This window comes from Aequorivita sp. 609 (assembly GCF_014212065.1).
In the GTDB taxonomy this organism is placed as follows: Bacteria; Bacteroidota; Bacteroidia; order Flavobacteriales; family Flavobacteriaceae; genus Aequorivita; species Aequorivita sinensis.
On the sequence record NZ_JACJVM010000215.1, the window covers coordinates 24883 to 51086 of the forward strand.

Here is a 26204-nt window from a genome sequence, read left to right on the forward strand (position 1 = left end):
ATTAGAATAATTCATTTGTATCTTTGAGGAAAAAACATAAACCTATGAGATTCCTTCCAATAATTGGATTTCTTTTCCTTTTTATTTCCTGCAAGCAAGAAGAAAAACAACTTACAGCGCAACAGATTATTGACAAAACAATTGAAAATGCTGGAGGAGATAAATACGACAAGGCAAAAATTGAATTCATTTTTCGTAAAAATAAATACACTAGCGAAAGAAAAAACGGTCTATATAAATTAACCCGAACAATAAACGATTCTTTAGGAGAAACTTTTGATGTGCTTACAAATAGTAGCTTTGAAAGACAAGTTGATGGTGTAAAAGTAAGCTTGTCCGACTCACTCTCCAATCTGTATTCCAATTCGGTAAATTCTGTACATTATTTTGTGCAACTACCTTACGGTTTGAATGATGAAGCCGTAAATAAAAAATTAGTTGGAGAGGCTGAAATTAAAGGCAAGAAATACTACGAAATTGAAGTAACATTCGCCCAAGAAGGCGGTGGAGAGGATCACGAAGATATTTATATGTATTGGATAAATAAAGATGATTTTACTGCGGACTATTTCGCTTATAAATTCTACACTGGAAAAGGTGGCATTCGTTTTAGAGAAGCTTTCAACCCAAATTTTGTAAAGGGAATACGTTTTGTTGATTACAAAAACTACAAAGCTGAACCTTGGGAAAATGTAGAAATGAAATCACTAGACGAGCTCTTTACTGAAGGAAAATTAGAGTTGCTTTCAGAAATAATTACAGAAGATATTTCAGTCGATATTATAGAATAAAAAAACTCGGTCTTTAAAAATAAAGACCGAGTTTTTTTATACATACTAATCGAGAGTTTTATTTCACAAAGAACACTGCATTGGCTAGAAACAGTTTTCCATTCTGCCAAAACGAACGGAAGGAAACATCGTCAACCATGTAAACTACACTACCACTACCCTTCTTTGCCTGAGCAAAAACAATAGAGTTTTTAAGTGAAGCTTTTGCACGTTCACCAGTAAATCCAGAAACACTTACAGCGTCTCCTTCAATGTAACCAACATTATATCCATCCTCTAAAAACTTGTAAGACTTATTACCCAATTTCATACTGTAATAAGTATCGTCATAACCAAAAGCTAAAGGGTGAGTGTTGTCTAACTTCACTTTAAAAATACTTCCAGTAATCATATCCTTAGTACTTTCCATCTCACGTTCATCATATGGTATTAAATTTTTATCTGAAGCTTCATCTTCTTTTTCCTCATCGTTTTCAGAAGCGTTTTTGTTTAAATCAAAACCTTTTTTACCTTCAAAAAGAGCTACAGCATTTCCTATAGCTATTAAATTACCGCCTTGGCTAACCCAATCTTCAAGTATTTTAAAGTTGTCATCGTTTAAAATTGAGTTGTAATTTCCTTCTGGTATTATTAAAACATCGTACTCACTCCACTTAACCCTTCCTACACTTTCTGTATTTATTGAAGTGATAGGATATTTTAATTGAGTTTCAAAAAAGTGCCAAAGGGCTCCATAATTTAATGAAGAGGTTCCTGTACCTTGAAGCATTGCAACTTTTTTATTCTTAATTAAATGCACGTACTGTGATCCAAAATCTGTCAACTCATCAGCATAACTAGTTGGGGAAGCATAAAGCTCTCGCTCCATTCTATTGGCTATTTCGATAAGTTTTGTATCAAATTCTGAATTCGTTTTGTTGTCGCTTCTTGTGATAATTAAACTCCCTCGACCAAAGCTATTTCCATTAAAGCCAAGTTCTTTTTCTGAAAAACGTACTTTAATTTTATTCTTTAATAATTCAGAAAGAAATGTAGCGTCTTGTAAACTATTCCACTTAGCTATATAACCAGCGGCATTAGGAGAAGCAATATTCGAAACTGCTGATTTCTTCACTGTGCTGTTAGCAGGAACCAAACTAGTACTCGCAATGCCATCCAACCCAAAAGCATAAGGCAAGCTCCATGCTGTAATATCGTAAGTAATTGGGGTTGACAGTGATGTTGTAGGTTCAAAAAGCACTTGTACCATCTTCCCTTTAGGTTGATTTGTACTAACCACTAAAGCATCTTTAGCGTCTATTGTTGCATTTTTTGATGTTGAATAGCTAAAACCTTTTACTTTACCGCCATCTGCAAATCCGTATTTAATATCGTGACGATCTAACATTTCGGTTAGACTTTTAATTTTATCTGCATTTCCTTTTAATACAAAACTCTTGAATTTTAGATTGTCATTTTGAAAGAATTTTCCGAATTCTGAATTAAGAGTTTTCGCTTGTTTTGAAGCAACTTCAATAGTTGATAATCCTGTTGTGGTATGATGAGCAACACGATCTACAAGTGTAAGTTCAATATCTTCATCATTCATAATACCTAATCCAGCCATACCGTGCCCAGCTTGCTCATAAGTCATCCCAATGGCTCCCATATACATTGGGTAAGTATCGCCATAACTTGGGTACAATAAATCAAAACTCTCACGGGTGAAGTATAACCATCCGTTTTCATCAAAATACTTGGCGTTATTCTTTCCTATTTGATGTTGAAAATCGCGTTGCCAAGGAGTAATTATTTCGTGATATGGCTCTGCTCCCGGCGCAAAATAATATGGGTTATTTATAAACTGTTCGTGAAAATCTACGTGTAGATGCGGCATCCACTGATTGTATATTTTTAAACGTTGTTGTGTTTCAACCTGACTTGCCCACATCCAATCGCGATTTAAATCGAATAAATAATGGTTTGGTCGTCCACTTGGCCAAGGCTCTTTATGCTCTGTAGCGTCTTGCGAAGTGTTATAAGGTTTAGCTTGCACTTGATTGTACCAATTTACATATCTATCTCGCCCATCTGGATTAACACTAGGATCCATAATTATAACAGTATTTTGAAGATAATCTTGGTGTTCTGTCAGTAACTTATAGATTGTATTCATTGCTGCTTCACTACTACTCGCTTCATTTCCGTGTACATTGTAGCTTAACCAAACAATAGCTTTCTCAGGGTTTGCATTTCCAGAAATAATTCCAGCATTTTTTAAATTATCAGTACGAATCTTTTCAATGTTTTTAAGATTCTCTTCAGATGAAATAATGGCATAGGTCAATCTTCTACGCTCGTTTGTAATTCCATAATCGGAATATTGAACAAGCGAACTATTTTCAGCAACGTGTTCAAAATATGCAACTACATCGGCGTGTCTGGAAAAATGAGTACCTATTTCATAACCTAAAAATTCAGCAGGTGATTTTAACTGCGCGAATATAAAAACAGGAAAAATTAAAAATAAAATAGTGAGAAAACGATTCATTCTGAAAGTGTTTAAAATAAATGATAAAGCTAAAGAAACAATTTGAAATAATGCTATTGATTTTAGGGCAAAGACAAGACTTAACACTATTGATAGCTGAAATTTAATAAGCAGTAAGTTTCAATAATTGATAGCTAATTAATTAAAGGTAAATGATTGAGATGGGTTTGTTTGTAACAACTTAATAAAACAAGGTAAACTTTAATTTACTCTCTATTTTTCTTTGGAAAAGTTTCCTCTAAAGCAACTTGTCCGTCTTTGTAATATTTCCAAAGACCATGCTTTTTACCGTGTTTGTAGTGCCCTTCAATTACAACATTTCCATAAGCATCGTAGTAAAAAACCTGTCCGTGAATTTGGTCATTAAAATGCGGAAGTTTTTTAAGAAGCACCCCCTTAACTGAGTAATAATTGTCTTCTCCGTCCTTTTTCCCGTGCTTGTAATCGGTTTCCTGGGTTATTTTTCCATTTGGGTAATAGGTTATAACTTTTCCGTGAAGTTCGTCGTTAAAGTAGTTTTCTCGAGACATAACTACCTTAGATTTTTCGTGATAGTAAACCCATTCCCCTATTCGCTCTTTACCTTGCATTTTACCTTCACTTACAAGTTTTCCTTTTTTAGTAAAATACTTGACATCGGCAATATTATCACTCTTGTTAAATGTTTTAATTACAGTAGGCTGATTTTTGCAGTCTTCACAATAAAATTTGAATTCTCCAACTTCTTTTCCGTGTTCAAACTTACCTTCATATCGCAATTGTTCTGTTCCAGGATATGTCTTTTTCCAAATTCCGTGACGTTTACCATCTGCATCCATTTGGTTTATATCATTCTGAGAAAAACCTGCTATAGACGAGATAAAAATTCCTAAGAAAAGTAAGGCATTAAGTATTTTCATAGTGTTTGTAGTATTTCAATAAGATAACGAAGAAGCTTTAATTCTATTTTACTATTATTTGTGAATTGAAGAAGGGTTTCTAAATATGCTGAAATATCAGCCTACAAAGAAACCCTTCTTTATTATTTTTAGAAAATATTATCGTTTTCCAGCTCGCTTTTGTTCCTCAGCCTGCTCCATCATTTCAGCCATTTTACGCTGAAATTTATTTTGCTTTTTTGGCTGCGCTTTTTTCACCTGAATTTTAGCGTGAATCTTTTCTTCATCAATAATGAAGTTTTTGATTACAAGCATAATCCCGATAGTAATAAGGTTTGAAACAAAATAGTACAGCGATAAACCACTTGCATAGTTGTTAAAGAAAATCAACATAAACAATGGTGAAAGGTACATTATGAATTTCATATTAGGCATTCCCGGTTGCTGCTGTTGCTGCATTGTCTGTCCTGTTGTCATCATCATATAAATGAAGATAGCAATAGAAGCTAAAATTGGGAATAAACTCACGTGATCACCATAAAATGGAATATGAAATGGTAATTCTAAAATTGTATCATAACTTGAAAGGTCTTCTGCCCATAAGAAACTCTTCTGTCTCAAATCGAATGCCGATGGGAAAAATGTAAACAATGCATAGAACACAGGAATTTGCAATAAAGCTGGTAAACAACCCTTCAGCGGACTGGCACCTGCGGAAGTTTGCAACTTCATAGTTTCCTGTTGAATTTTAAGCTTATTGTCCTTGTACTTTTCTTTAATTGCATCCATTTCAGGTTTTAAAACCTTCATTTTAGCCTGAGCAAGATATTGCTTGTACTGAACCGGAGAAAGCAATAGTTTAATTAAAATGGTAAGTACAATAATTGCGATTCCCGCAGGTAAGAAGTCTGATAACAACCCAAATAATGGAATAATAACATACTTATTAATAAACCCGAATATTCCCCAACCTAGCGGCATAGCCTCATCTAAGTTACGGCCGTATTCTTTAAAGATTTTATAATCTGAAGGACCGTAATACATATTCATAGTATGGGCCAGCTTTCCACCTTTAGGTTCTATAAGCATTTTAGCTCCGTATTGTTTTGTATATACAGTATCTATTTCTTCATCTTTTACTAAATCTACAGATGTAAGTTTTACCTCTTTAAATGGAGTATCGGTAAGTAGCATCGAACTAAAGAAATGCTGACGGAAATTCATCCAGGTAACATCTTTTTCTAATTCTTCGTCATCACCAGATGGAGATAATTTTGAGTGCTTTTCGCCGTCGTATTCGTAGGTTAAACGAGAGTATCTGTTTTCATACGAAATACTTTTTGCGTGACGATATCCTTTTAATCTCCAGTCTAAATACATAGGCTGAGAGGTATTTAATACACCATCTAAACCTTGACTATTAATACTGAAGTCAAGCATATACTCACCAGGCTTCAAGGTATAGCGATATTCCAAGAATCCATTTTGTGAAGTTTTTAGCTTCATAGAAAGCACTTTATCTTCACCGTTTTTACTTAACGTAGGCTCGAAGTATAAATCTGCTGTGTTTAAATTTCTATTTTCAGCTGTAAACTGAAGGTTTAATGAAGCGTTTCCATCTTTAATAAGATAGATTGGAACAGAATCAAATTTTGTAAAATTCTTTAATCTAGCTTCAGAAATATATCCTCCTTTGTTACTTACTTTTAGGTAAAGAACATCATTTTCAAACACTGTACTTTCATCGGTTGCAGAAGGCAATGTGCTAGAATAAGCAAAAGAACCTAATTGGTTTTTCAATTGCTCATAAGCTAATGAATCACTTGCAGAACCTAGCTTCATTGAATCTGAAATAGCTCCAGCCAATGTTGTGTCTAGCTGTCCTTTTTCTGATGAAATAGCCTCACTTGCTGCAGCTTCAGTTTTTGCTTTTTCAGCTTGTAATTCCTCCTCGGTAGGTTTATTCATATAAAGCATCCAAATAAGGATACCACCAATCAATAAAAAACCTACGAGTGAGTTAACGTCAAATTTCTTTTCTTCCATATTAAGTCGCGGACTTGTACCGCAATCGTTTTAATGCATTCCGAATTTATAATTCGAAAGTTTTAGTTTAATTTAATCGTTTTGTTTCGTTGTAATCTTGGTTATTAACTTAGATTTAAACTTATAAGACAGCTAGGTAAACAATAATCCCGCCTTTTATTGACCTTACGCCAAATTGTCTTAGTTATTTTTTTCTGAATGCTCGTGCATTGCTTTTACAAAAGCCACAAAAAGCGGATGCGGATTGGCAACCGTACTTTTATATTCAGGATGGTATTGAACTCCAACAAACCAAGGGTGACTTGGAATTTCTACAATCTCTACCAAATTGGTGTTTGGATTACTACCTGTAGCAATCATACCTGCAGCTTCTAATTCATCTCTGTATTTATTATTAAACTCGTATCTATGGCGGTGACGCTCTTCAATAGCGTTTGAACTATATATCTTACTAGCTAAGCTACCTTCTTTTAAATCACATTTCCATGAACCTAAACGCATAGTTCCTCCCATATCCTCTAGGTTCTTCTGATCCTCCATTATACTAATTACAGGGTCTTGAGCTTTTGGATTCATTTCGGTACTATTTGCATCCTTTAACTTCAACACATTTCTAGCAAACTCAATAACCGCCATTTGCATTCCTAAACAAATACCCAAGAACGGTAGGTTATTTTCACGTGCGTATTGAACAGCCGCAACCTTTCCTTCAACTCCTCGTTCTCCAAATCCTGGAGCAACAAGAATTCCATCAAGTTTAGAAAGTTTATTTCCAATAGTTTTTGCGTTGATGTGTTCTGAATGTATAAAGTCTACATTTACTTTAACTTCGTTTTCAGCACCTGCGTGAATAAAAGCCTCTAAAATAGATTTGTAGCTATCTTGTAATTCAACGTACTTTCCAATTAAACCAACTCTAACCTCAGCTTTCGGATTTTTGTGTCTTTTCAAAAAATCATTCCAATGCTTTAAGTCTGGTTCATTTGAATCTACTAGGTTTAATTTTTTAAGAGTAACCTTATCTAGGCCTTCTTCAAACATTAAGTTTGGAACATCATAAATTGTAGAAGCATCTATAGATTGAATTACAGCTTCTTGTTTTACATTGCAGAAAAGAGCAAGCTTTCTTCTTAAATCAAAAGAAAGTTCGTGTTCTGTTCTACAAACTAAAATATCTGCACGGATACCACTTTCCATTAAAGTTTTAACCGAATGTTGGGTTGGCTTGGTTTTCAATTCACCTGCAGCAGCAAGGAAAGGAACAAGTGTTAAATGTATAACTAGAGCGTTATCATCCCCCATTTCCCATTTTATCTGACGAACAGCTTCTATGTATGGTAAAGACTCAATATCTCCCACCGTTCCACCAATTTCAGTAATAACGATATCGTAATCGCCTGTTTTACCTAAAAGTTGGATACGCTCTTTAATTTCGTTTGTGATATGTGGAATTACTTGAACAGTTTTTCCTAGAAATTCACCACGACGCTCCTTTTGAATTACACTTTGGTAAATACGTCCTGTTGTAACATTATTTGCTTGAGAAGTGGATACGTTTAAGAAACGCTCATAATGCCCTAAATCTAAATCGGTTTCAGCACCGTCATCTGTAACATAACATTCGCCATGCTCGTATGGGTTTAAAGTTCCTGGATCTACGTTAATATAAGGATCTAGTTTTTGAATAGTTACACGGTAGCCTCTAGCTTGTAATAGTTTAGCTAGCGATGCTGCGATAATTCCTTTTCCTAATGATGATGAAACCCCGCCCGTAACGAAGATGTATTTTGTAGTGCTCATGGATACCTCTGCTGAAATGATTATACGGGATGCAAAGGTACATTTTTATTGTGGAAAGGAAAGGTTTAAATTTCAAAAATGAAATACTCTATTTTGAAAATAGATATCCGTCAATTGTTAGAATTAAGATATTTTTTTCCCAATTAATAAATGATTTGTTCCATTTACCTTTTTAAGTGAATAAAACTTGAATTTAATTCCGAAATTATCAATAATTGAGGAAGCTATTTCTCTATCCTTTTCTAAGTTCACTCCTATATTAAAAACCAACTCTCCATTAATGCTGATGAGTTTTGAAACATTGTCACAAAATTCCTTTTTGAAAAATTTTGAAGGCACAGTAGTGTCTATAAAAAGATCTATTATGATTAGCTGAAATTTATATTTAGAAGTTTTTACATACTCGAAAGCATCAGCTTGGACAATTTGCAAGGTGTTTGAAGGAGAAATACCGAATTCATCCTTAGCCAACTTTATGATTTCAGGATCGATTTCTACAGCAACAATATTTTTTTGATATTCAAAAGTTTCACGAAGAGACTGGATAATACTTCCACCGCCTAAACCTAAAAGCAATAAGTTTTCAACTGACTTTAGATTTACTTTAGTCAAACCTATTTCTAATATTTTCTGAAGTGACCCGTAAGAATAATTTGCGTTTTTTGTGTCTAAAACCCTCTTACCATTAACATAGGAAATTTCTAAAGTACCATTAAATTCAGAAGGAAATTTTCTCGTAATTGGCCAGATGTAGCTTAAAATCTTTTTCATAATACATTTTAATTTTTGCAGCTTTATCCTTTACCAAAAGATACAAAGTTTTACTTTTTGATAAGCTTTTTCACTAAGCCTTCTAGCCCATTGAGTTTAAGCTCGTACATTTCGGCCATCATCCTACCAAGCTTCCCCTCTGGGAACCCCTTTTGCTTAAACCATACGAAGTAATACTCAGGAACATTCACCAAATAATAACCCTCATATTTTCCGAAAGGCATTTTATAGTTAGCTAGCTCTATTAAGTGATTAGGGTCTGGGCTATTTCCAATGTTCATATTCGGCGAGCTGTTGGGCGATAAATTTTCGCCAGTATAATTCTTGTTTTTCGTTTCGAGAGTGATCAGTTTCGGCATCAAATCTCGTTTGCATTGCCCTTCTTTTCTGTTCAACTTCTCTGTAAATTTTTTCAATTTCGGATTGCACCCTCTTTGAAAATTGCTTTCCTTCTAAATTCTTTTTAAGCATTCGAGCATGTAATTCTGATATGTCAAAATGAAGCTGTTCGTGTTTCAGAATATGATCATTTACTTTTTCAGGAATATACCAAGAATTACTCGGCTCAAAAAAGCTTGACACCGAATAGTCAACACTAACCTCATTATTCTTGATTGAATATGAATACTGAAAGCTTATTCCCGAATTGGTTGTTGCAACAAAACTTGCACTACGTATAGGTTTACCGCGAAAATCCTTCCAACTAAGCTTATAGCTTTCACTCCACGTAATTTTTTCAGAATTGTTCTGAGGGAGTGTTAGCAAGAAAATTAATAATGTAAAAAAAAGTTTCATAATAAGTTGAAGCCAATAACATCGTCGGAATTAAAATAATTGACTCTCAACTGAAAAAGAAAGCTAATTGCTTTCTTAGCCCCATTTAAACTCAATTACTTTTTCAATATCCGGGTGAAGACTCTGTATAACAGGGCAAGTTCTCCCTGTATTTTCTAATATTTTTCTCGATTTTTCGTCAATACCAGCAGGGAAATTTAGGACTATTTCAATTTTAGAAATACGACGAGGGTTTGCAGCCATGGTTTTTGTTACCATTGCTGTTGTTCCATCCATATTTACATTCATATCTCTCGCCTTAATCCCCATTACAGTTATCATACAATTAGCGAGTCCTGTAGCCACAGTATCTGTAGGTGAAAATGCTTCTCCTTTTCCGTTATTATCGGTTGGAGCGTCTGTGATATATGTGCTTTTAGATTGTAGGTGTTCGTTCTCTGTACGAAGATTTCCTAAATATGTTACTTTAGAAGTACTCATTCTACTACTTCAAATTTAAGTTCGTTATTGTATTTTAGAATATAAGCCGCTTCATTGCAATACCCTTCACTATCAGACTTTTTATATCGAAATTTATTTTCAATATACACTGTTTGATTTTCAGGTAGTACAGCATCGTAAATATCTTTTTCTGAAGCCATACGCAACAATACATCGTAAGTTACATCAAAACCTCTAATAGCATATCTATTCGGTAACACACCGTATTTATTTTTATAGCTTACTAAAAAAGAATTGCGTTCGTCCTCATCAATTTTTCTGTTTACAGAAGGAAATGTAAAATCTAATTTTGCTAAACTTCTACTCGATACTTCGTGCCATTCGTAAGCGTCGTTTTTATCGAAAGTAAATAAGCGAAGCTTATAGCTTGGAGACATTCCAGCCAATACATTTACAGCACTACTAATGAGCACAGGATTTTCCGACTCAAGAACAACCCAATTTTCCATTTCGCTACTTACTACAGCAGAAATATCACTAGAACCTACATATCCTCCACCTCTTGGCACTACTGTTTTTGCAGTTGGAATTGCTGATAGTAGCATTTCTTTTTGTTTAGCTCTTTTTGAATCTGAAATTATAATAATATTTCTACCTGATGAATGCTTTACCAAATATTGAATCATTGTTTTTTCAAGAATTGAATTGGTAGGTATGGTTTGAAAAAGATTCTTATTCATAGCCATATCTCTATTGCTTAAAGGAGAAAAAACTGGAATTTTATCTCTCTGAAGCATATCTGAAGCTTTCTCGACATTCTTCTGTAGTAAAGGACCAATTACGGCATCTACATCTTTAAAGTCTCCATTTGAAATAATAGATGCAACTTTACTTTCACTTCTTTCTGTATCGTAAACATTAAGAGTAACAGGAATGCCTTTATCCTTTGCAAACTCAGCAGCCATTAATGCTCCGCTATAAAAATCTAAAGATACACGAAGCGTAGGATCTCTTTTAATTAGATCGCTATCGCCTTCAGTTGAGTCGTCTGGACTTCCTGGTAAACGAAATGGCAACATAAGCGCTACCGTTTTCATTCTCTTGTTGTCTATTCGGTCTTCAAGATTGATATCGGTATAAACATCGGAAGAAGAGTAATCTGATTCTTTAGGTAGTTTAAGAATCATCCCTTCTTTTAATCCATCTTTCGCATACGGATTTAAAGCAATAATTTCATCTTGGGAAAGACCAAATTTCACTTTCAATCTATAAAACCCTTCTTTTGGTAACACCTCGTAATACTGAAATTTATCTTCGTCGATTTCAGCATCTTCCATTACAGTATCTTCAGGCACAATAATTATTGAACCTTTCTTTAAACCATCGCCTAACTCTGGATTTAGCGCATCTAATTCCGCAATACTAATCCCGAATTTTCTCGCAATTCCAAACTTAGTTTCCTTAGCTTGAACTTTATACTCTTGGGTGCCAGACGGTAATTTATTATCAGCTTCATTGATAATTACCTCAGTACTTTTTGAAGACGCTGGAATTAATATTCTTTCACCGTTTCTTAAGCCTCTTGAGTATAACTCCTTATTTAACCTCTTTATATCATCAACACTAACATTGTATTCTTGAGCTATGCCGTATAAAGTTTCTTTTCGTTTAACTCTATGCTCGCGGTAGTTATTTTTTTCTGTTCCCGAACTAATAATGTTATTAGAAGGAATAATCAATATACTATTTGCCTTTAATCCATTTCTAGATTCAGGGTTCAAATTGTAAATTGTTTCTTCAGAAATATTATATGCATCTGCAATACTCGATACAGTTTCACCTTTTTTAACAGCGTGACTCTTGTATTGTTGTTGAGCTGCAGATCCACAACTAACCATAAATAACAACGTAACTGAAACGTATATTAAACACTTCAACATAGGGATAATCGAATTTTTAAGTTTGTCAAACATAGTCTCAATTTCAGTTAAAATTAAACATGATCTAGGGGTTAAATCAATTTCAGCAAAAAAGAAACATTACAGAAATCTTATTCCCACTCTATCGTTGCAGGCGGTTTAGAGCTGATATCATAGACTACTCTATTAACGCCTTTAACGCGATTTATTATATGATTACTTACTTCTTGTAAAAATTCATAAGGTAGATTTACCCAATCTGCAGTCATCCCATCGGTAGACTCTACCGCTCTAAGGGCAACTACTTTCTCATAGGTTCTCTCGTCCCCCATTACCCCTACACTATTTACAGGTAATAGAATTGCTCCAGCTTGCCATACCTTATCGTATAAGTCCCACTTTTTCAATCCATTTATAAAGATAGCATCAACCTCTTGTAATATACGAACTTTTTCGGCCGTTATATCTCCTAATATTCGAATTGCTAAACCTGGTCCAGGGAAAGGATGTCTTCCTAATAACTCAGGGTCGATTCCCATTTCTTTTCCTACACGTCTAACCTCATCTTTAAAAAGCATACGTAATGGCTCTACGATTTTTAACTTCATAAAATCTGGTAAACCTCCTACGTTGTGATGACTTTTAATGGTTACTGAAGGTCCGTTTACAGAAACACTTTCAATAACATCTGGGTAGATAGTTCCTTGACCTAACCAATCCACACCAGTTAATTGATGTGCCTCATCATCAAATACTTCAATAAAGGCATTACCAATAGCTTTACGTTTCTTTTCAGGATCGCTTACATCTTTCAAAGCTTTCAAAAATCGCTCCGATGCATCTACACCTTTTACGTTTAGCCCCATATCTTTATATTGGTCTAGAACGCTATCAAATTCGTTTTTACGAAGCAACCCGTTATTAACGAATATACAGAATAGGTTTTTGCCAATTGCTTTATTAAGAAGAATAGCAGCAACAGTAGAATCTACTCCACCACTTAATCCTAACACAACTTTTCCATCTCCTATTTGCTCTTTTAAAGATGCAACAGTAGTTTCAACAAAAGCGGCTGGTGTCCAAGTTTGAGGTACTTCAGCAATATTCACTAAAAAGTTTTCTAACAATTGCTTTCCGTGCGTTGAATGGTACACTTCAGGATGAAATTGAATTGCGTAGGTTTCTTCGCCTTCAATTCTATAAGCAGCGTTTAAAACATCTACAGTACTTGCTAAACGTACTCCATTTTCAGGAAGTTTCGCGATTGTATCGCTATGACTCATCCAAACATTAGTATTTTCTGGAATGTCTTTAAAGAAAACTTCGTCATCTTTAATCATAGATAACTTCGCTCTTCCGTATTCACGTAAGTTTGATGGTTCTACACTTCCGCCATTAAAATGTGCTAAATACTGTGCACCATAACAAACCGCTAAAAGTGGCTTATGGCCTTTAATTTTTGAAAGGTCCGGATGTGGAGCATCTTCAGCACGAACAGAAAATGGACTTCCAGAAAGAATTACAGCCTTATAAGGATCTAGGTTTTCTGGAACTTTATTGTAAGGGTGGATTTCGCAGTAAATATTCAACTCTCTAACGCGTCTAGCGATTAATTGAGTGTATTGCGATCCAAAATCTAAAATGAGGACATTATTTTGCATAGGCAAAAATACTGTAAATTGTTAATTTGGTTAAACTGTTGTGAGTAATTTTTCAATGTATTTTCAACAAAAGTATAATTGTTGATTTGCTATTCTTTTAATTTCATTTAAAAAATCACGAACACACGAGTTTTTATAATCCTTCGTGCATTCGTGATTCTTCATTTAGCATAAATTAAAGTGTTTCTTTTAACCAGCTAAAGAACTCTCTTTGCCATACCAGCGCATTTTGTGGTTGAAGCACCCAATGATTCTCTTCTGGGAAATAAAGAAGTTTACTTTTTATATTTTGTAATTGCGCTGCTTGGAACGCTTGTAATCCTTGCTCAATAGGCACACGGTAGTCTTTACCACCTTGTACAATTAAAATTGGAGTATCCCATTTATCAACATAGTTAATTGGGTTGAACTCATTGTATGTTTTCTGTGCTACTTCATTTTCTTTTTCCCAATAAGCACCACCCATATCGTGGTTTACGAAGAATAACTCTTCAGTGGTACCATACATTGATCGGTTGTCGAAAACACCGTCATGAGCGATAAAAGATTTGAAACGACCGTCGTGATTTCCGGCAAGCCAAAAAACTGAATAGCCACCAAAACTTGCACCAACAGCACCAAGTCTATCATTATCTACATAAGGCTCTTTAGCAATAGCATCAATAGCATCTAGGTAATCTTGCATTGCACCACCACCCCAGTCGCCGCTAATTGCTTCATTCCATTCTACACCGTGACCTGGCATTCCTCTTCTATTAGGAGCTACAACAATATAACCTTGCGATGCCATTAATTGGAAATTCCAACGGAATGAGTAAAATTGAGATAAAGGAGACTGTGGTCCACCCTGAGCGTAAAGCAAGGTTGGATATTTTTTTGTTTTATCGAAGTTTGGAGGTAAAACCACCCATACTAACATTTGTTTACCATCTTTAGTAGTTACCATTCTTTTTTCAACTGACGGTAAATCCATTTTACCATAAAACTCTGTATTAACTTGAGTAAGTTGCTTAAAAGTTTTTTTCTTTAAATCGAAAGAAAAAATCTCTGTAGCGTGGTTCATATCGGTACGTGTAACGATTAATTGACCATTATTTTCTGCTACTATTCCCGATACATCAAATTGACCTTGTGAAAGCTGCTCTACTACAGGCATTTTTCTAGATCTTCCAGGATGATCAACTTTAAAAAGTTGTCTTGTTCCATTTACAGGAGCTGTAAAATAAATGTCTTTATTATTGTTTGCCCATATAAAGTTAGCAACAGTTCCATCCCATTGTGCTGTTAGGTTTTGTTTCACACCATCTTTTAGCACTATTATATCATTTTTATCGGCTTCATAACCTGGAGTTTTCATTTGTAACCAAGCTAAAGCACCATCTTTTGAAAATGCAGGGTTTGTATCGTACCCTTTATTTTCTTCGGTAATATTTTCAGTTTTTTTACTTGCTAGATTGTATTTAAAGATATCTGTATTAGTACTTATTGCATATTCTGTACCTGCAACTTTTTTACTTACATAATAGATGTTTTCACCTTTTGAGTCCCAAACATAATCTTCATCACCACCAAAAGGAGCTTGTGGTGTGTAATACGGCTGCCCTGGTGTAATATCAGTTTCAGCACCAGTTTTTACATCTTTATAAAAAACGTGATTAAAACTTCCGTCGTTGAATTTATCCCAATGACGGTAATCTAATGCCGTATACACATAAGCATCACTTTTTGGTAAGTCGTTATAAATATCCTTTCCAGTAATATCATTAACGTGAACTGGTTTGTGCATTAATAAATATTTCCCGTCCGCCGATAGATTTTTATCTGCTACTTTAACTTCTTCTTTAGTAACTTCTGCAAAATTGCCACCCGTTACTTTCATAGCGTAGAATTTTGAATCGAAGCTATTTTCATCCATATTAGGAGTTGTAACTTTATAAAAAAGCACTTCTCCATTGTCAGAAATTCCAATCGGACTTACTTTTTTTACTTGCCATAATAGCTCAGGCGTCATCGTTTTTTGAGCGAACATGATGCCAGCAGTAAGAAATGCTAGCAGGAACGTTATTTTTTTCATTTCAAAAGTTTTTAAAAATGCAAAGTTACTCAAAAAAACTATGTGGGTTGCACTAGATATAGATAGTAATGAATGTTCTAATTTTTCGTGGTATCTTTGCACACTTTTTAAATTAAGAAATAACAGAAATGCGCACGAAATCCCTAAAGAAAAATAAAATTAATGTAGTAACACTAGGTTGTTCTAAAAATGTATATGACAGTGAGGTACTTATGGGCCAACTGCGTGCTAGTAATAAAGAAGTAGTACACGAAGAAGAAGGAAACATTGTGGTAATTAATACCTGTGGTTTTATTAACAATGCCAAAGAGGAAAGTATTAACACTATTCTTGAATACGTTCAGAAAAAAGAAGAGGGAATTGTAGATAAGGTTTTTGTTACAGGATGTTTATCTGAAAGGTATAAACCAGACCTTCAAAAAGAAATTCCAAATGTGGATGAATATTTTGGCACAACCGAGCTTCCAGGTTTATTAAAAGCTTTAGGTGCAGACTACAAACACGAATTGATTGGTGAAAGAATTACAACTACACCAAAAAACTATGCGTATTTTAAAATTGCTGAAGGTTGCGACCGCCCATGTTCTTTTTGTGCTATTCCAATTATGCGTGGAAAACACCGAAGTACTCCAATGGAGGAATTGGTTGTTGAAGCTGAAAAACTAGCAGCGAAAGGAGTTAAAGAACTTATTTTAATAGCACAGGATTTAACTTATTACGGTTTAGATTTATACAAAAAGAGAAATCTTGCAGAGCTACTTCAAAAGCTTGCAAAAGTTGAAGGAATTGAATGGATTCGTTTGCATTATGCCTTCCCTACAGGATTCCCAATGGATGTGTTGGAGGTGATGCGCAATGAACCTAAGATATGTAATTATATAGATATTCCATTACAGCATATTTCAGATTCTATTTTGAAATCGATGCGTCGTGGAACTACAAAGGCGAAGACAACCAAATTATTGGAAGACTTTAGAGCTGCCGTTCCTGAAATGGCGATTAGAACTACTTTAATTGTTGGTTACCCTGGTGAAACCGAAGAAGATTTCCAAACTTTAAAAGAATGGGTGAAAGAAATGCGTTTTGAGCGTTTGGGTTGTTTTACATATTCTCACGAAGAAAATACTCACGCTTACAATCTGGAAGACGATGTTTCGGAAGATGTAAAAATGGATCGCGCCAACCAAATTATGGAAATTCAATCTCAAATATCTTGGGAATTAAATCAGCAAAAAATAGGTAAGGAATTCCGTGTGGTAATCGATAGAAAAGAAGGTGGATACTTTGTAGGAAGAACTGAATTCGACAGTCCAGATGTTGACAACGAAGTATTAATTAATGCTGAAGATGATTATTTAAGAACTGGAGAATTTTTTTACGTAAAAATTACCGCTGCTGAAGACTTTGATTTGTATGCAGAAGTTGTAAAATAAAACTTAAACACCTTATTATTATAAAACAAAAAAAGCGAGAAATTTCTCGCTTTTTTTGTTTAACTAATCATTCTGTATTAGAATATTATTTTGAGCAATTAACACTAACTACTTTTTCTTTCTTGTTTTAAAATTTCCCTTAATAGTCGCTTCTTTCTTATTTTGTGAATAAAGCGTACCCTCAAAGGTTCCTTCAGAATGAATTTCACTATGCGAAATTAAGTTAACTTTCACCTTACCTTCTTCTCCGTTCTCGTTTTCATTAAAAGAGCGGTAAGCTTCCTTTCCGAGCGGGCCATCGTGTGATATACTTGTAAGCGTAATCTGCGCATCAAGTGGATCGTCATAAACTTTGTTTTCTAAAGGGGTTTTATACTTATTCAATTTCAGCATTATAACTATGCCATCCTTATCCATATTAACAGAAAGGCTACTGGGAGAAGATAGATTCCCTCTTTGTTTAGGAGAATTTAATTTGATGGTTTTCCCATCTTCTAGCTGTATTTCAACATAGATATCATCGTTGCTTTCTACTATCGAAGAGGTTTTATTATTTGCCTCATTTTCATTGTTTGCATTGTTTTTACAACCTATCAAAACAAGACAGAAAATCCCTATAACAAACAATAAAGGTTTTATTTTACACATAATTATAAACTTTTAAACCATTCTTGGTAGTTGTTACCTAAAAAAGGCACCGGTTTTTCTTTTCCGTTCAATGCTCCCATTAGTCCAATAACCCATAGTACAATTATGAAAATACTACCTAATAATGAAACTATCCACCCCAAAATAGGAATGATACTAATAACGGATAATGCTAAACTCGTAAGCCCTAACCCAAGAGATTGGCGTAAGTGATAGGAGGCAAATGAATTCTTTTTATCGTTGTTCATCAGAAAAGCTATCAACAAGCCAAAGATGGTTATGTAGGCAATAATTGCAATAGTCTTTCCTTCTTCAATAGTATTTGAAGGTTGGCCCTCCTGAGTATTTTCTTTCTCGTACATAATTATTGTTTTTAAATCGACCCTTCATTAATATCAAACTTGTGTTATTAATGAAGGGTCGAGTATAATTAATTAATAATATGAGGTTAACATTTTAGCAATTTATATTTCCTCACAAATATCACCACCAGCATTGTTAGCAAAAGTGAGGTCATTATATACCAAACTAGCGTTACTAGCCATCTTTCTTTCAACAATTCCGCATCCACCACTGTTAGTAATATGAACGCTGTTTAAGGTTAAGTTTACAGCATGAGAAGTTTGTCCTCCTAAAGAAAGACCCCCTGGTTGATTAAACCAATCCCAAGTAGATTGTCCTGCATCGGCTATCACTGCATTCTCAATTTTATTTAAGTTGCTTATACTTTGAATAATATTTATTCCTTTCCAACTACCTTGTCCGTATTGCCCAGAGAAGTTTACTGGATTTTCTGCTGATCCTAACACTTCTAACACAGTATTACCATGATACACTTGGATACCATAATTTTCTGCAAAAACAATATTACATCCTTCGGTAATCTTTAAATGGCCTGGCCTTTCATTTTCTCTATCTTGTCTAACAAATATATTTTCTTCAATAAAGAATGGTACACCAGGATTTAACCATGTGTGTACAGGACCATTTACCTCGTCTTCAATAAATCCACGATTATATATAGATTCTGAATTTACATAAATTTGATTCATTCCATTATCGGCATAAAGGCTTGCAGTTCCGTCTAGAAACTTAATTTTTCTCGCTGCAATTTGCATTGGATAACCTTGATTCCCAATTACAGTATTAGCTTCCCACCCATCTATATTAGCAGATGTACTAACAAAAACTCCATCTCCTTTATTATTGCGGATAATAGTATTTTTAATTTCGACTTTACTTCCGTTTACATTTGTCAAAGCAGGTAAGCTTCCATCAGTGCCTCCAGCATATTCTATTATAGTGTGATTTAATATATTATTTAAATCTCCCGAATCCATATAAATTCGATTCCATGCTCCTGGAGTTTGACTTGTACCTGTAAATACTATTGGTTTATCTTCGGTACCATTCGCTATTAACGCACCTGTTCTAGTGTCGTAATCGTCGATAATTAATCCTCCTCCTTGTTCAAATGCGATTGTAACACCTGGCTCTATTGTTAACGGAGCTCTTACTTTAACGGCACATGGCCATATATAATCTATTCCAGAACCTCTATCTTCTAGCACCATTGCTTCAGTAATTGTAGAACAATCTAACACTAAAGGCTCTACTACTGGGTCTGGTTCACCACCATCGTCATCGCTACTACAACTTGTTAAAGCAATAAAAGCTAATGGTATGTATAAAAGGTTTTGAAATTTAAATTGAAACTTTTTCATGTCTGAATTTTTATTGTTTATAGTTATGATATTTATTAATAATTCTAATTATATACCTAAAGTTTCCCCAAAATATCATTTATGGTGTAACCACTTAGGTCGAAATATTTAGGGTCTGACGATTTTTTAAAAGAAGTAATATCCATTATTGAACTAGGGTTATCGCTTTTTTTATCATAATAAATACTTCTAACCATCATTCCTTGTGGGTAATTCTCGTCTATTTTAATAGTCGAAGCTTTTGAAAAATCTTTAATCTGTCCGCCAAAAAGATGGTTTCCACTAAGGTCGATACTAATATCTTTGGTAACCCAAGCATCCATTTTAATATCTTCTTTCGGATTGGTATAAACGTATTTTCGGGCCTTATACCCGTTTACTTCTTTTACCTCATTAGTTCGCTTCCACTCACCATTGCTATCTTCTAAATCAGCTTGATCTCCCGCCATTTTCTCGGCCATTTTCTGAAAATTTATCATTGGCATTTTCATCGCTGTTTTTTCTTTTTGATTCACCATATACGTGGCCGCACCCTTATAATCAAATAGCATTCGACTTTCATTTTTATCACCTTCATTCATAATCATACATTCGCCAGTTTCACCAAAAACCATTTTTGCAGTATTAGTGTCGTCTAATTTTCCGTTCTTTTTAAACGATTGCATTTTCATCACTAATGTTGCTTGTACAGGGTTCTCTGGCACTTGATAGCGTGTATCATTTTCATAAGTAATATCTTCTATCGCTTTGCGCCCTTTCTCCCTTTGTGGCTCTGCATGCTTCTCGCGCATGTCTTTTTCAACTTTCTGTTGAATTTTTCTTTTAATAAAACCTCGTTGTCCTTGCACTGGCGCTATAAAAGCTAACAACATTAAAGTTGTCACTATAGCTGTATAAATCTTTTTCATGATATTATTTTTTATTCTTTTCTAAAGAATTCCACAAACAAACCTATCGATGCTGTTAGAGTATTACAACCCCTAATTAGAATTTGGAGGTTATGATTTAGAATTTGGAAAAAATATTTTTTATATAATTAAACAAATAAAAAAACCCAGACATTTAAATGACTGGGTATAAAAATTTCAATCCAAAACAGCTTAGTAATCCATTATTTTACTTTTTATTTAAAGCGGAGCATTGTCTCTAATATTTCATTAATTTGTTTTGCTTTTTGACGCGACACTGGAATCTCAACATCATCGTGCATAATTAAACTCCCTCCGTCGTGTTTTAATATTCCCTTTACATACTGAGGATTTATTAAATGAGATTGATGCACTCTTATGAAACCCTTTTCGTATAATAGCTCCTCTATTTCTTTTAATGTTCGACTGATTAAAATCTTGTGTTGATCTTTACAAAATATATTGGTGTAATTACTATCCGATTGACACCGCACTATATTTTGAATCTCTACAATTTTGTATCCTACTCCTGTTGGCAACGCTATTTGAGAAATATCCTTTTTAGGATCTTGCATATAATCATTGAGAATCTGCCACTGTTTGGTAGATGTTTTTTTTCGACGGCTTTCCCAACCAGATAATGCTTTTACAATACTTCTCTCTGTTATAGGTTTTAAAAGGTAATTTATAGCGCTATAACGAAATGCTTTTATCGCATATTGATCATAAGCAGTTGTAAAAATTACGTCAAAATCAATTGGTAATAAATTATCAAGTAAGGTAAATCCATTCAAATTTGGCATCTCAATATCTAGAAACAATAAATCAGGTGGATTTTTTTTAATAAACTCTAATCCTTCAAGTGGATTTGTAAAAATCCCCGTGATGGTATAATCTGAATGTGCCCTTTCGATTAAATGCTTTAATACATTAGTACAATGCGCCTCATCATCAATTATTATAATTTTTGTCATGATTTAAGTTTCATAGGTTAATGTAATTTTTGTTCCTAAAACTACTTCATCTTTTTCAAGGTCTGTAATTTTAAGACGTATTGACTTATTGCTCAAATGATTAAAAAGTGTTAATCGATCTTGAACTAGACTTGTGCCCATAGCCTCATGCAATCTTTTTTTCTTGGCACTCTCCTTTCTGCCGATTCCATTATCTAATATAGTGATTATTAAATCGTCAGAAGTATCAAATATAATCGATAATTTTTTCTCGGCTTTAAGACTTGGTTGCAAACCGTGCCAGATTGCATTTTCAACCAAAGGCTGCAACAGCAATGGAGGTATTTGATATTGTGAAAGTTCCTCCTTAGACGCTACTTCAATATCATAAGAGAAGCTAGACCCCATTCGACTGCGCTCCAAAGAAAGATATAATTCTAAAATCTCCAACTCCTTTTCTACAGTTATTTGTTGATGTTTACTACTATTTAGTATTCCTCGTAGTAAAGCAGAAAATTCATCTAGATAGGTAATTGCATCATCATTTCTAGAGGTCATTATTAAATGCTTAATAGCACTCAAACTATTGAAAATAAAGTGAGGGTTCATTTGTGAACGCAACGCTATCATTTCTGTTTCCCTTATTTTCTGAGTAAATTCATCTTTAATCTTCTGCTCTCTGTCTTTTTCAATCTCAGAATAAACCTTAATTAGTTCTTCAGTTTTTTTGTGAACTTTCTCATCAAGCTTCCGATTCATATTTTCTTGCAAGGCTTGGTTTTCTTTTAATTGAACAATTAATTCTTTGTTAGCTATAGTTTTTTCTTTTTGAAGTAGAAGTACATTTTCTCCTAATGCAAGTGAAAAACATATTACCTCAGCCAATAATCCTATTTGGAAGATGATATTTGGAGCTTGAGTAAAGTTAAAGAAGTGGCCCGGAATGAAGTTCAATTCTGCATAAGCAACATAGGACGACAAAACTGCACCAATAAAAAAGAACGTTTGTCCTACTATAAAATAACTTATAAGCGGATGTTTTACCTTATAAATAATCCAAAAAATCAGTATAAAATTAAGTGGAATAATTATTAATCTCACAATAACAAACACTGTTTCGGCAAACATATTTCCAAAGAAAAAATAGCTGAATATAAAGTGTGAAAACGCATACACAAAACAAAACATTCCTAAGTATGATAGTACTTTTGCCAGTAATTTATCGTAGTACTTAACTTTCAATAAGTGTTTTATAAATAAAATGTAAAATCCTATAAATATAAATTGAACGGGTTGAAAAGCAGAAGTGGAAAGTATTGGAATGTAAGTAAATAAATTACCAAATGATGCAGAAGTAGTTCTCAATACTTGAAAACCATAAATTATTTGAAAAAATAAATATCCTAAATAATATAGGTATAATTTCTTCCAAAGCCGCAACCAAAACACCAGAGCAAAGACAAAAATTGTTGTTATGGTTATTATATAAATATATATAAAGGAAATTGATGCATCTTGTTTTGCATTTATGTTATGCAATGTCTCCCAATAACTAAGCTTGGAATTAAGTGTGGGTGGATCTATTTTTTTGTTTAAAGGATTGTGTAACTGTATAAATACTTGAGAAGTTTGAAATGGATCTAGTGCTATTTCAGTAAAATAATAATTAGACTTATTTGTGCGCTGTGGTAAGGGAATTAACCTTCCATTTTTAAATACCTTAACATCGTTTTTAAATACCTGGTATATAGTGTTACTTGGGGTGTCACTATATATATAATTGCGGATAGTATCCTTGGAATTATTTTTTAAGTCGAATTTTAACCAAAGTGCCTGTTTAGAGTTTACAGACAATTCTGAACTGTAGGGGCTCCACGAAATACTCTCCCTAACATCTTCGAAGCTAGAACCTTTATCATTAATAAGCGCTTGAACTTCTTTACTATTGATGAGTTCAAATTTAGACGCAATTGAGTCAGCCATTATTTGACCCTGTAACGATGTCAAATTAGCTAAAAGACAAAAAACAAATAAAACAAGGGAAGTTCTCATGTCTGTAGCTAATATACCATTCTACCATCGCTTATACCTCAACATTTTAGTAAATAGCGGCTATTAATTAGTATTTGGGAAATTAAAATACATTTAAACCGAATACTCAGTAAGATGAACCAAATACTAATTTAGTATTGATACTACATTATATCAAAGGTATATTTGATTCAAAATTATTTTTTGACGCTATGTTTAGTAGTGAAATAGAGTATAATTACTTAGTAAGAAAAGTTAACATTTGTTTGTTTATTAAGTTTAATTAGAGGGGGACTCCACTGTTATAGTTTAAAGAGCCGAATTCTCTATATAACAGTGGAGTATAAAACTAACCAAATTCAACAAGCCTTTCCGAAGCAATTGCTGCATTGGAAAGGCTTTTTAATTGTTAAAACTTCTTAATTCTGTACCTTTGATATAAAAGTGTCAAGATGGGCTATCAAAGATTCAAACTTCCAAAAACAGTCTTATTTACCATCAGTGCGCTTTATGTGTTTCTGATGATTGCCACCTATATTCTTTACTATAAGGAGCCTGTTATTGTGTGTGCTGAACGGATGTTAATAGCCCAAGGTTTTGCTATGGTAATTCAAATAATTTTAAATTACATCGCATATCGCTCAAAACACAAAATTGTGATTATCACCATCTTATTTATTAGTACTATGCTCTTTTTAGGGGCTCTTTCTGGATTTTTCAACCTTGGATTAATGTGTGAATTCTATGGATACTAATTTGAATACAAAAAAACTTCTAATTATAGGCCATACATACCCTGAGCCTTCAACTACCGCGGCTGGCGGGAGAATGATGCAATTGATACAATTTTTCACTGGAAGTAATTATGAAATAACCTTTGTAAGTACTGCTTCAAAAGGTGAAAAATCGGCTAACTTAATAGCTCAAAATATTGCTACTAAAAACATAAAACTCAACGACTCTACATTTGATGATTTTGTAAAAGAATTAAATCCAACAGTAGTAATGTTTGACCGTTTTATTACTGAAGAACAATTTGGTTGGCGAGTATCTGAAAACTGCCCACAGGCATTGAAAATTCTAGATACAGAGGATCTGCACTTCTTAAGAAACGCAAGAAAGGAAGCTATTAAAAAAAATAAACCAGTTTCTGAAGCGAACCTATTCTCAGATTCTTCAAAAAGGGAACTCGCAAGTATTTTAAGATGTGATCTCTCCTTAATAATTTCGGAATATGAGATTGAGCTTTTAAGGAACACTTTTAAGATTTCCTCAGATATACTTTTTTATCTACCGTTGTTGACTGACGCTAATACGGAATTCAAAAACACTGTTTCATTTACGGAAAGAGAAAACTTTTTAGCAATCGGAAATTTATTGCACCCGCCTAATGTAGATTCCGTTTTACAACTTAAAAAATTATGGCCTAAAGTAAAAAGGCAAATACCCTCAGCTGAACTCCACGTTTACGGTGCATATGCTCCTCAGCAAATTCTTCAACTTAATAATAAAAAAGAAGGTTTTATTGTAAAAGGTTGGGCAGAAGACATTAAAGAGATAATGAATAATTATCGTGTACAGCTTGCTCCAATACGTTTTGGTGCTGGATTAAAAGGAAAGCTTTTCGATGCAATGCAATTTGGCCTACCTTCAATTACCACGGAAATTGGCGCTGAAGGTTTAAATGGAAATTTAGCCTTTGGTGGAATTATAACCACTTCAGATGAATACTTCATCACTAAAGCAGTTGAACTGTATTCAGATGAAAACGCCTGGCAAAATGCTCAGGAAAATGGGTTTAGAATTATTAAAAAACGTTTTTTAGATGAATTGTTCTCTGAAAAACTCAAGGCGAGAATTACTTCCCTTGTTGAAAACATAACAAACCACCGCCAAGAGAATTTCTTGGGTCAGGTGATACAACATCACACACTACAAAGCACAAAATACTTAAGTAAATGGATTGAAACTAAAAATCAAATTCCTCAAAGTTCATCGCCAGTTTGTTTTGCGAATAGCGATGAAGTACGCGATGAGTATAAGTAGTAAATTTCCCTAAAACACATTATAAGATTAAACCCATTGCGTAGCTTTGTGAAGTAGCAATATTGATTTACTTTTATTTAAATTCAACAGAAAAACACCAAACACTATCAATGATTATAAAGAGAATTTTTCAAGTTATTATTCTGTTGTTCTTAAGCGTGTTTTTTTTGACATTTTATTCCAATTATACAATTACAAACACAAGCAAAGGCAAAACGTTCAACAACGTAAATTCCATAAAGAAAAACAGAGTTGGCGTAGTACTAGGAACAGCAAAGTACTATAAAGACGGAGGAATAAATTTATATTTTAAATACAGAATTGATGCAGCTGTAGAGTTGTTTAAGAATGATAAAATTGATTTTATCTTGGTAAGCGGCGATAACAGCTCGAAAAGCTATAATGAGCCAAAAACATTTAAAAAGGAATTGGTTAAACGCGGCATACCTGAAAATGTAATATTTTTGGACTATGCTGGTTTTAGAACATTAGACTCCGTTATCCGTGCTCATGCTATCTTTAGTCAGGATAGTTTTACCGTAATTTCACAACAGTTTCACAACGAACGCGCTATATATCTCGCCGAAAACAATGGTTTAAACGTAATTGGTTTTAACGCAAATGATGTGGGTGGGAGAAATGGTTTTAAAGTGAAACTACGCGAATATTTCGCAAGAACGAAAGCTTTTTTAGATATCATTTTCAACGTTGAACCCAAGTTTTACGGTGAAAAAGTTGAAATTAAATCTGCTTAA

Annotated in this window: 22 protein-coding genes; 5 read left to right on the forward strand and 17 right to left on the reverse strand. The window is 33.9% G+C overall.

Annotated features, from left to right (window positions below; translation table 11 throughout):
• Positions 1-44 precede the first annotated feature (44 nt).
• The gene (locus tag H4O20_RS14625) at positions 45-791 is read left to right on the forward strand and encodes a DUF6503 family protein (protein WP_185099774.1); all 747 of its coding nucleotides are present in this window, start codon (positions 45-47) and stop codon (positions 789-791) included.
• 58 nt (positions 792-849) lie between these two features.
• Here the strand turns inward: H4O20_RS14625 and H4O20_RS14630 are convergent, their stop codons facing one another.
• The 11 genes from H4O20_RS14630 to H4O20_RS14680 form a co-directional block, all read right to left on the reverse strand.
• Positions 850-3321: a M14 metallopeptidase family protein gene (locus tag H4O20_RS14630; RefSeq protein WP_185099775.1), complete on the reverse strand. Its 2472-nt coding sequence runs from the start codon at positions 3319-3321 to the stop codon at positions 850-852.
• A 206-nt stretch (positions 3322-3527) separates the two neighbouring features.
• Entirely contained in the window at positions 3528-4220 is a 693-nt protein-coding gene (locus H4O20_RS14635; protein WP_185099776.1) for a toxin-antitoxin system YwqK family antitoxin, read from the reverse strand.
• Positions 4221-4358: 138 nt separating this feature from the next.
• On the reverse strand, positions 4359-6245 hold the full coding sequence (yidC, locus tag H4O20_RS14640) for a membrane protein insertase YidC (protein ID WP_185099777.1): 1887 nt from the start codon (positions 6243-6245) through the stop codon (positions 4359-4361).
• Positions 6246-6425: 180 nt separating this feature from the next.
• On the reverse strand, positions 6426-8045 hold the full coding sequence (locus tag H4O20_RS14645; protein ID WP_185099778.1) for a CTP synthase: 1620 nt from the start codon (positions 8043-8045) through the stop codon (positions 6426-6428).
• Between the two features lie 123 nt (positions 8046-8168).
• Positions 8169-8816: a spermidine synthase gene (locus H4O20_RS14650; RefSeq protein ID WP_185099779.1), complete on the reverse strand. Its 648-nt coding sequence runs from the start codon at positions 8814-8816 to the stop codon at positions 8169-8171.
• A gap of 50 nt (positions 8817-8866) precedes the next feature.
• A complete protein-coding gene (locus H4O20_RS14655; protein ID WP_139856041.1) occupies positions 8867-9097 on the reverse strand; it encodes a DUF3820 family protein in 231 nt (76 codons plus the stop codon).
• Positions 9081-9611, reverse strand: coding sequence for a DUF922 domain-containing protein (locus H4O20_RS14660; RefSeq protein WP_185099780.1), 531 nt, complete (start codon positions 9609-9611; stop codon positions 9081-9083). Before H4O20_RS14660 ends, H4O20_RS14655 begins: the two co-directional genes overlap by 17 nt.
• A gap of 75 nt (positions 9612-9686) precedes the next feature.
• Positions 9687-10091 (reverse strand): OsmC family protein, encoded by a 405-nt coding sequence (locus H4O20_RS14665; RefSeq protein ID WP_185099781.1) that lies wholly within the window; start codon positions 10089-10091, stop codon positions 9687-9689.
• Positions 10088-12025: a LysM peptidoglycan-binding domain-containing protein gene (locus tag H4O20_RS14670; protein WP_185099782.1), complete on the reverse strand. Its 1938-nt coding sequence runs from the start codon at positions 12023-12025 to the stop codon at positions 10088-10090. The genes H4O20_RS14665 and H4O20_RS14670 overlap by 4 nt, the downstream gene beginning before the upstream one ends.
• A 77-nt stretch (positions 12026-12102) precedes the next feature.
• Entirely contained in the window at positions 12103-13632 is a 1530-nt protein-coding gene (gene guaA, locus H4O20_RS14675) for a glutamine-hydrolyzing GMP synthase (RefSeq protein WP_139856045.1), read from the reverse strand.
• 175 nt (positions 13633-13807) lie between these two features.
• Positions 13808-15706 carry a S9 family peptidase gene (locus H4O20_RS14680; RefSeq protein ID WP_185099783.1) on the reverse strand — a complete coding sequence of 633 codons (1899 nt, stop codon included), beginning with the start codon at positions 15704-15706 and terminating at the stop codon, positions 13808-13810.
• A 128-nt stretch (positions 15707-15834) separates the two neighbouring features.
• Here H4O20_RS14680 and rimO point away from each other — a divergent pair, with 128 nt between their 5' ends.
• Positions 15835-17139: a 30S ribosomal protein S12 methylthiotransferase RimO gene (gene rimO, locus H4O20_RS14685; protein WP_185099784.1), complete on the forward strand. Its 1305-nt coding sequence runs from the start codon at positions 15835-15837 to the stop codon at positions 17137-17139.
• Positions 17140-17247: 108 nt separating this feature from the next.
• Here the strand turns inward: rimO and H4O20_RS14690 are convergent, their stop codons facing one another.
• From H4O20_RS14690 to H4O20_RS14715, 6 genes are all read right to left on the reverse strand, one after another.
• On the reverse strand, positions 17248-17787 hold the full coding sequence (locus H4O20_RS14690; RefSeq protein WP_185099785.1) for a hypothetical protein: 540 nt from the start codon (positions 17785-17787) through the stop codon (positions 17248-17250).
• A gap of 2 nt (positions 17788-17789) precedes the next feature.
• Complete coding sequence (locus H4O20_RS14695) at positions 17790-18149, reverse strand: DUF4870 domain-containing protein (RefSeq protein WP_139856049.1); 360 nt, start codon at positions 18147-18149, stop codon at positions 17790-17792.
• Between the two features lie 102 nt (positions 18150-18251).
• Entirely contained in the window at positions 18252-19511 is a 1260-nt protein-coding gene (locus tag H4O20_RS14700) for a hypothetical protein (RefSeq protein WP_139856050.1), read from the reverse strand.
• 56 nt (positions 19512-19567) lie between these two features.
• The gene (locus H4O20_RS14705; protein WP_185099786.1) at positions 19568-20419 is read right to left on the reverse strand and encodes a hypothetical protein; all 852 of its coding nucleotides are present in this window, start codon (positions 20417-20419) and stop codon (positions 19568-19570) included.
• A 215-nt stretch (positions 20420-20634) separates the two neighbouring features.
• Positions 20635-21393 carry a LytTR family DNA-binding domain-containing protein gene (locus H4O20_RS14710; RefSeq protein ID WP_139856052.1) on the reverse strand — a complete coding sequence of 253 codons (759 nt, stop codon included), beginning with the start codon at positions 21391-21393 and terminating at the stop codon, positions 20635-20637.
• Positions 21394-21396: 3 nt separating this feature from the next.
• Positions 21397-23355 (reverse strand): histidine kinase, encoded by a 1959-nt coding sequence (locus H4O20_RS14715; RefSeq protein WP_260402703.1) that lies wholly within the window; start codon positions 23353-23355, stop codon positions 21397-21399.
• A 500-nt stretch (positions 23356-23855) separates the two neighbouring features.
• Here H4O20_RS14715 and H4O20_RS14720 point away from each other — a divergent pair, with 500 nt between their 5' ends.
• The 3 genes from H4O20_RS14720 to H4O20_RS14730 all read left to right on the forward strand — a co-directional run bounded on the left by H4O20_RS14720 (position 23856) and on the right by H4O20_RS14730 (position 26204).
• Entirely contained in the window at positions 23856-24158 is a 303-nt protein-coding gene (locus H4O20_RS14720; protein WP_185099788.1) for a hypothetical protein, read from the forward strand.
• Positions 24148-25449, forward strand: a complete 1302-nt coding sequence (locus H4O20_RS14725) for a glycosyltransferase (RefSeq protein ID WP_185099789.1) — start codon at positions 24148-24150, stop codon at positions 25447-25449. The genes H4O20_RS14720 and H4O20_RS14725 overlap by 11 nt, the downstream gene beginning before the upstream one ends.
• 110 nt (positions 25450-25559) lie before the next feature.
• Entirely contained in the window at positions 25560-26204 is a 645-nt protein-coding gene (locus tag H4O20_RS14730) for a vancomycin high temperature exclusion protein (protein WP_139856056.1), read from the forward strand.

Bases quoted from the DNA above. Each gene is read 5' to 3' on its own strand.
- H4O20_RS14625 (WP_185099774.1), top strand. From the start codon at position 45: ATGAGATTCCTTCCAATAATTGGATTTCTTTTCCTTTTTATTTCCTGC.
- H4O20_RS14630 (WP_185099775.1), bottom strand. From the start codon at position 3,321: ATGAATCGTTTTCTCACTATTTTATTTTTAATTTTTCCTGTTTTTATA.
- H4O20_RS14635 (WP_185099776.1), bottom strand. From the start codon at position 4,220: ATGAAAATACTTAATGCCTTACTTTTCTTAGGAATTTTTATCTCGTCT.
- yidC (WP_185099777.1), bottom strand. From the start codon at position 6,245: ATGGAAGAAAAGAAATTTGACGTTAACTCACTCGTAGGTTTTTTATTG.
- H4O20_RS14645 (WP_185099778.1), bottom strand. From the start codon at position 8,045: ATGAGCACTACAAAATACATCTTCGTTACGGGCGGGGTTTCATCATCA.
- H4O20_RS14650 (WP_185099779.1), bottom strand. From the start codon at position 8,816: ATGAAAAAGATTTTAAGCTACATCTGGCCAATTACGAGAAAATTTCCT.
- H4O20_RS14655 (WP_139856041.1), bottom strand. From the start codon at position 9,097: ATGAACATTGGAAATAGCCCAGACCCTAATCACTTAATAGAGCTAGCT.
- H4O20_RS14660 (WP_185099780.1), bottom strand. From the start codon at position 9,611: ATGAAACTTTTTTTTACATTATTAATTTTCTTGCTAACACTCCCTCAG.
- H4O20_RS14665 (WP_185099781.1), bottom strand. From the start codon at position 10,091: ATGAGTACTTCTAAAGTAACATATTTAGGAAATCTTCGTACAGAGAAC.
- H4O20_RS14670 (WP_185099782.1), bottom strand. From the start codon at position 12,025: ATGTTTGACAAACTTAAAAATTCGATTATCCCTATGTTGAAGTGTTTA.
- guaA (WP_139856045.1), bottom strand. From the start codon at position 13,632: ATGCAAAATAATGTCCTCATTTTAGATTTTGGATCGCAATACACTCAA.
- H4O20_RS14680 (WP_185099783.1), bottom strand. From the start codon at position 15,706: ATGAAAAAAATAACGTTCCTGCTAGCATTTCTTACTGCTGGCATCATG.
- rimO (WP_185099784.1), top strand. From the start codon at position 15,835: ATGCGCACGAAATCCCTAAAGAAAAATAAAATTAATGTAGTAACACTA.
- H4O20_RS14690 (WP_185099785.1), bottom strand. From the start codon at position 17,787: ATGTGTAAAATAAAACCTTTATTGTTTGTTATAGGGATTTTCTGTCTT.
- H4O20_RS14695 (WP_139856049.1), bottom strand. From the start codon at position 18,149: ATGTACGAGAAAGAAAATACTCAGGAGGGCCAACCTTCAAATACTATT.
- H4O20_RS14700 (WP_139856050.1), bottom strand. From the start codon at position 19,511: ATGAAAAAGTTTCAATTTAAATTTCAAAACCTTTTATACATACCATTA.
- H4O20_RS14705 (WP_185099786.1), bottom strand. From the start codon at position 20,419: ATGAAAAAGATTTATACAGCTATAGTGACAACTTTAATGTTGTTAGCT.
- H4O20_RS14710 (WP_139856052.1), bottom strand. From the start codon at position 21,393: ATGACAAAAATTATAATAATTGATGATGAGGCGCATTGTACTAATGTA.
- H4O20_RS14715 (WP_260402703.1), bottom strand. From the start codon at position 23,355: ATGGCTGACTCAATTGCGTCTAAATTTGAACTCATCAATAGTAAAGAA.
- H4O20_RS14720 (WP_185099788.1), top strand. From the start codon at position 23,856: ATGGGCTATCAAAGATTCAAACTTCCAAAAACAGTCTTATTTACCATC.
- H4O20_RS14725 (WP_185099789.1), top strand. From the start codon at position 24,148: ATGGATACTAATTTGAATACAAAAAAACTTCTAATTATAGGCCATACA.
- H4O20_RS14730 (WP_139856056.1), top strand. From the start codon at position 25,560: ATGATTATAAAGAGAATTTTTCAAGTTATTATTCTGTTGTTCTTAAGC.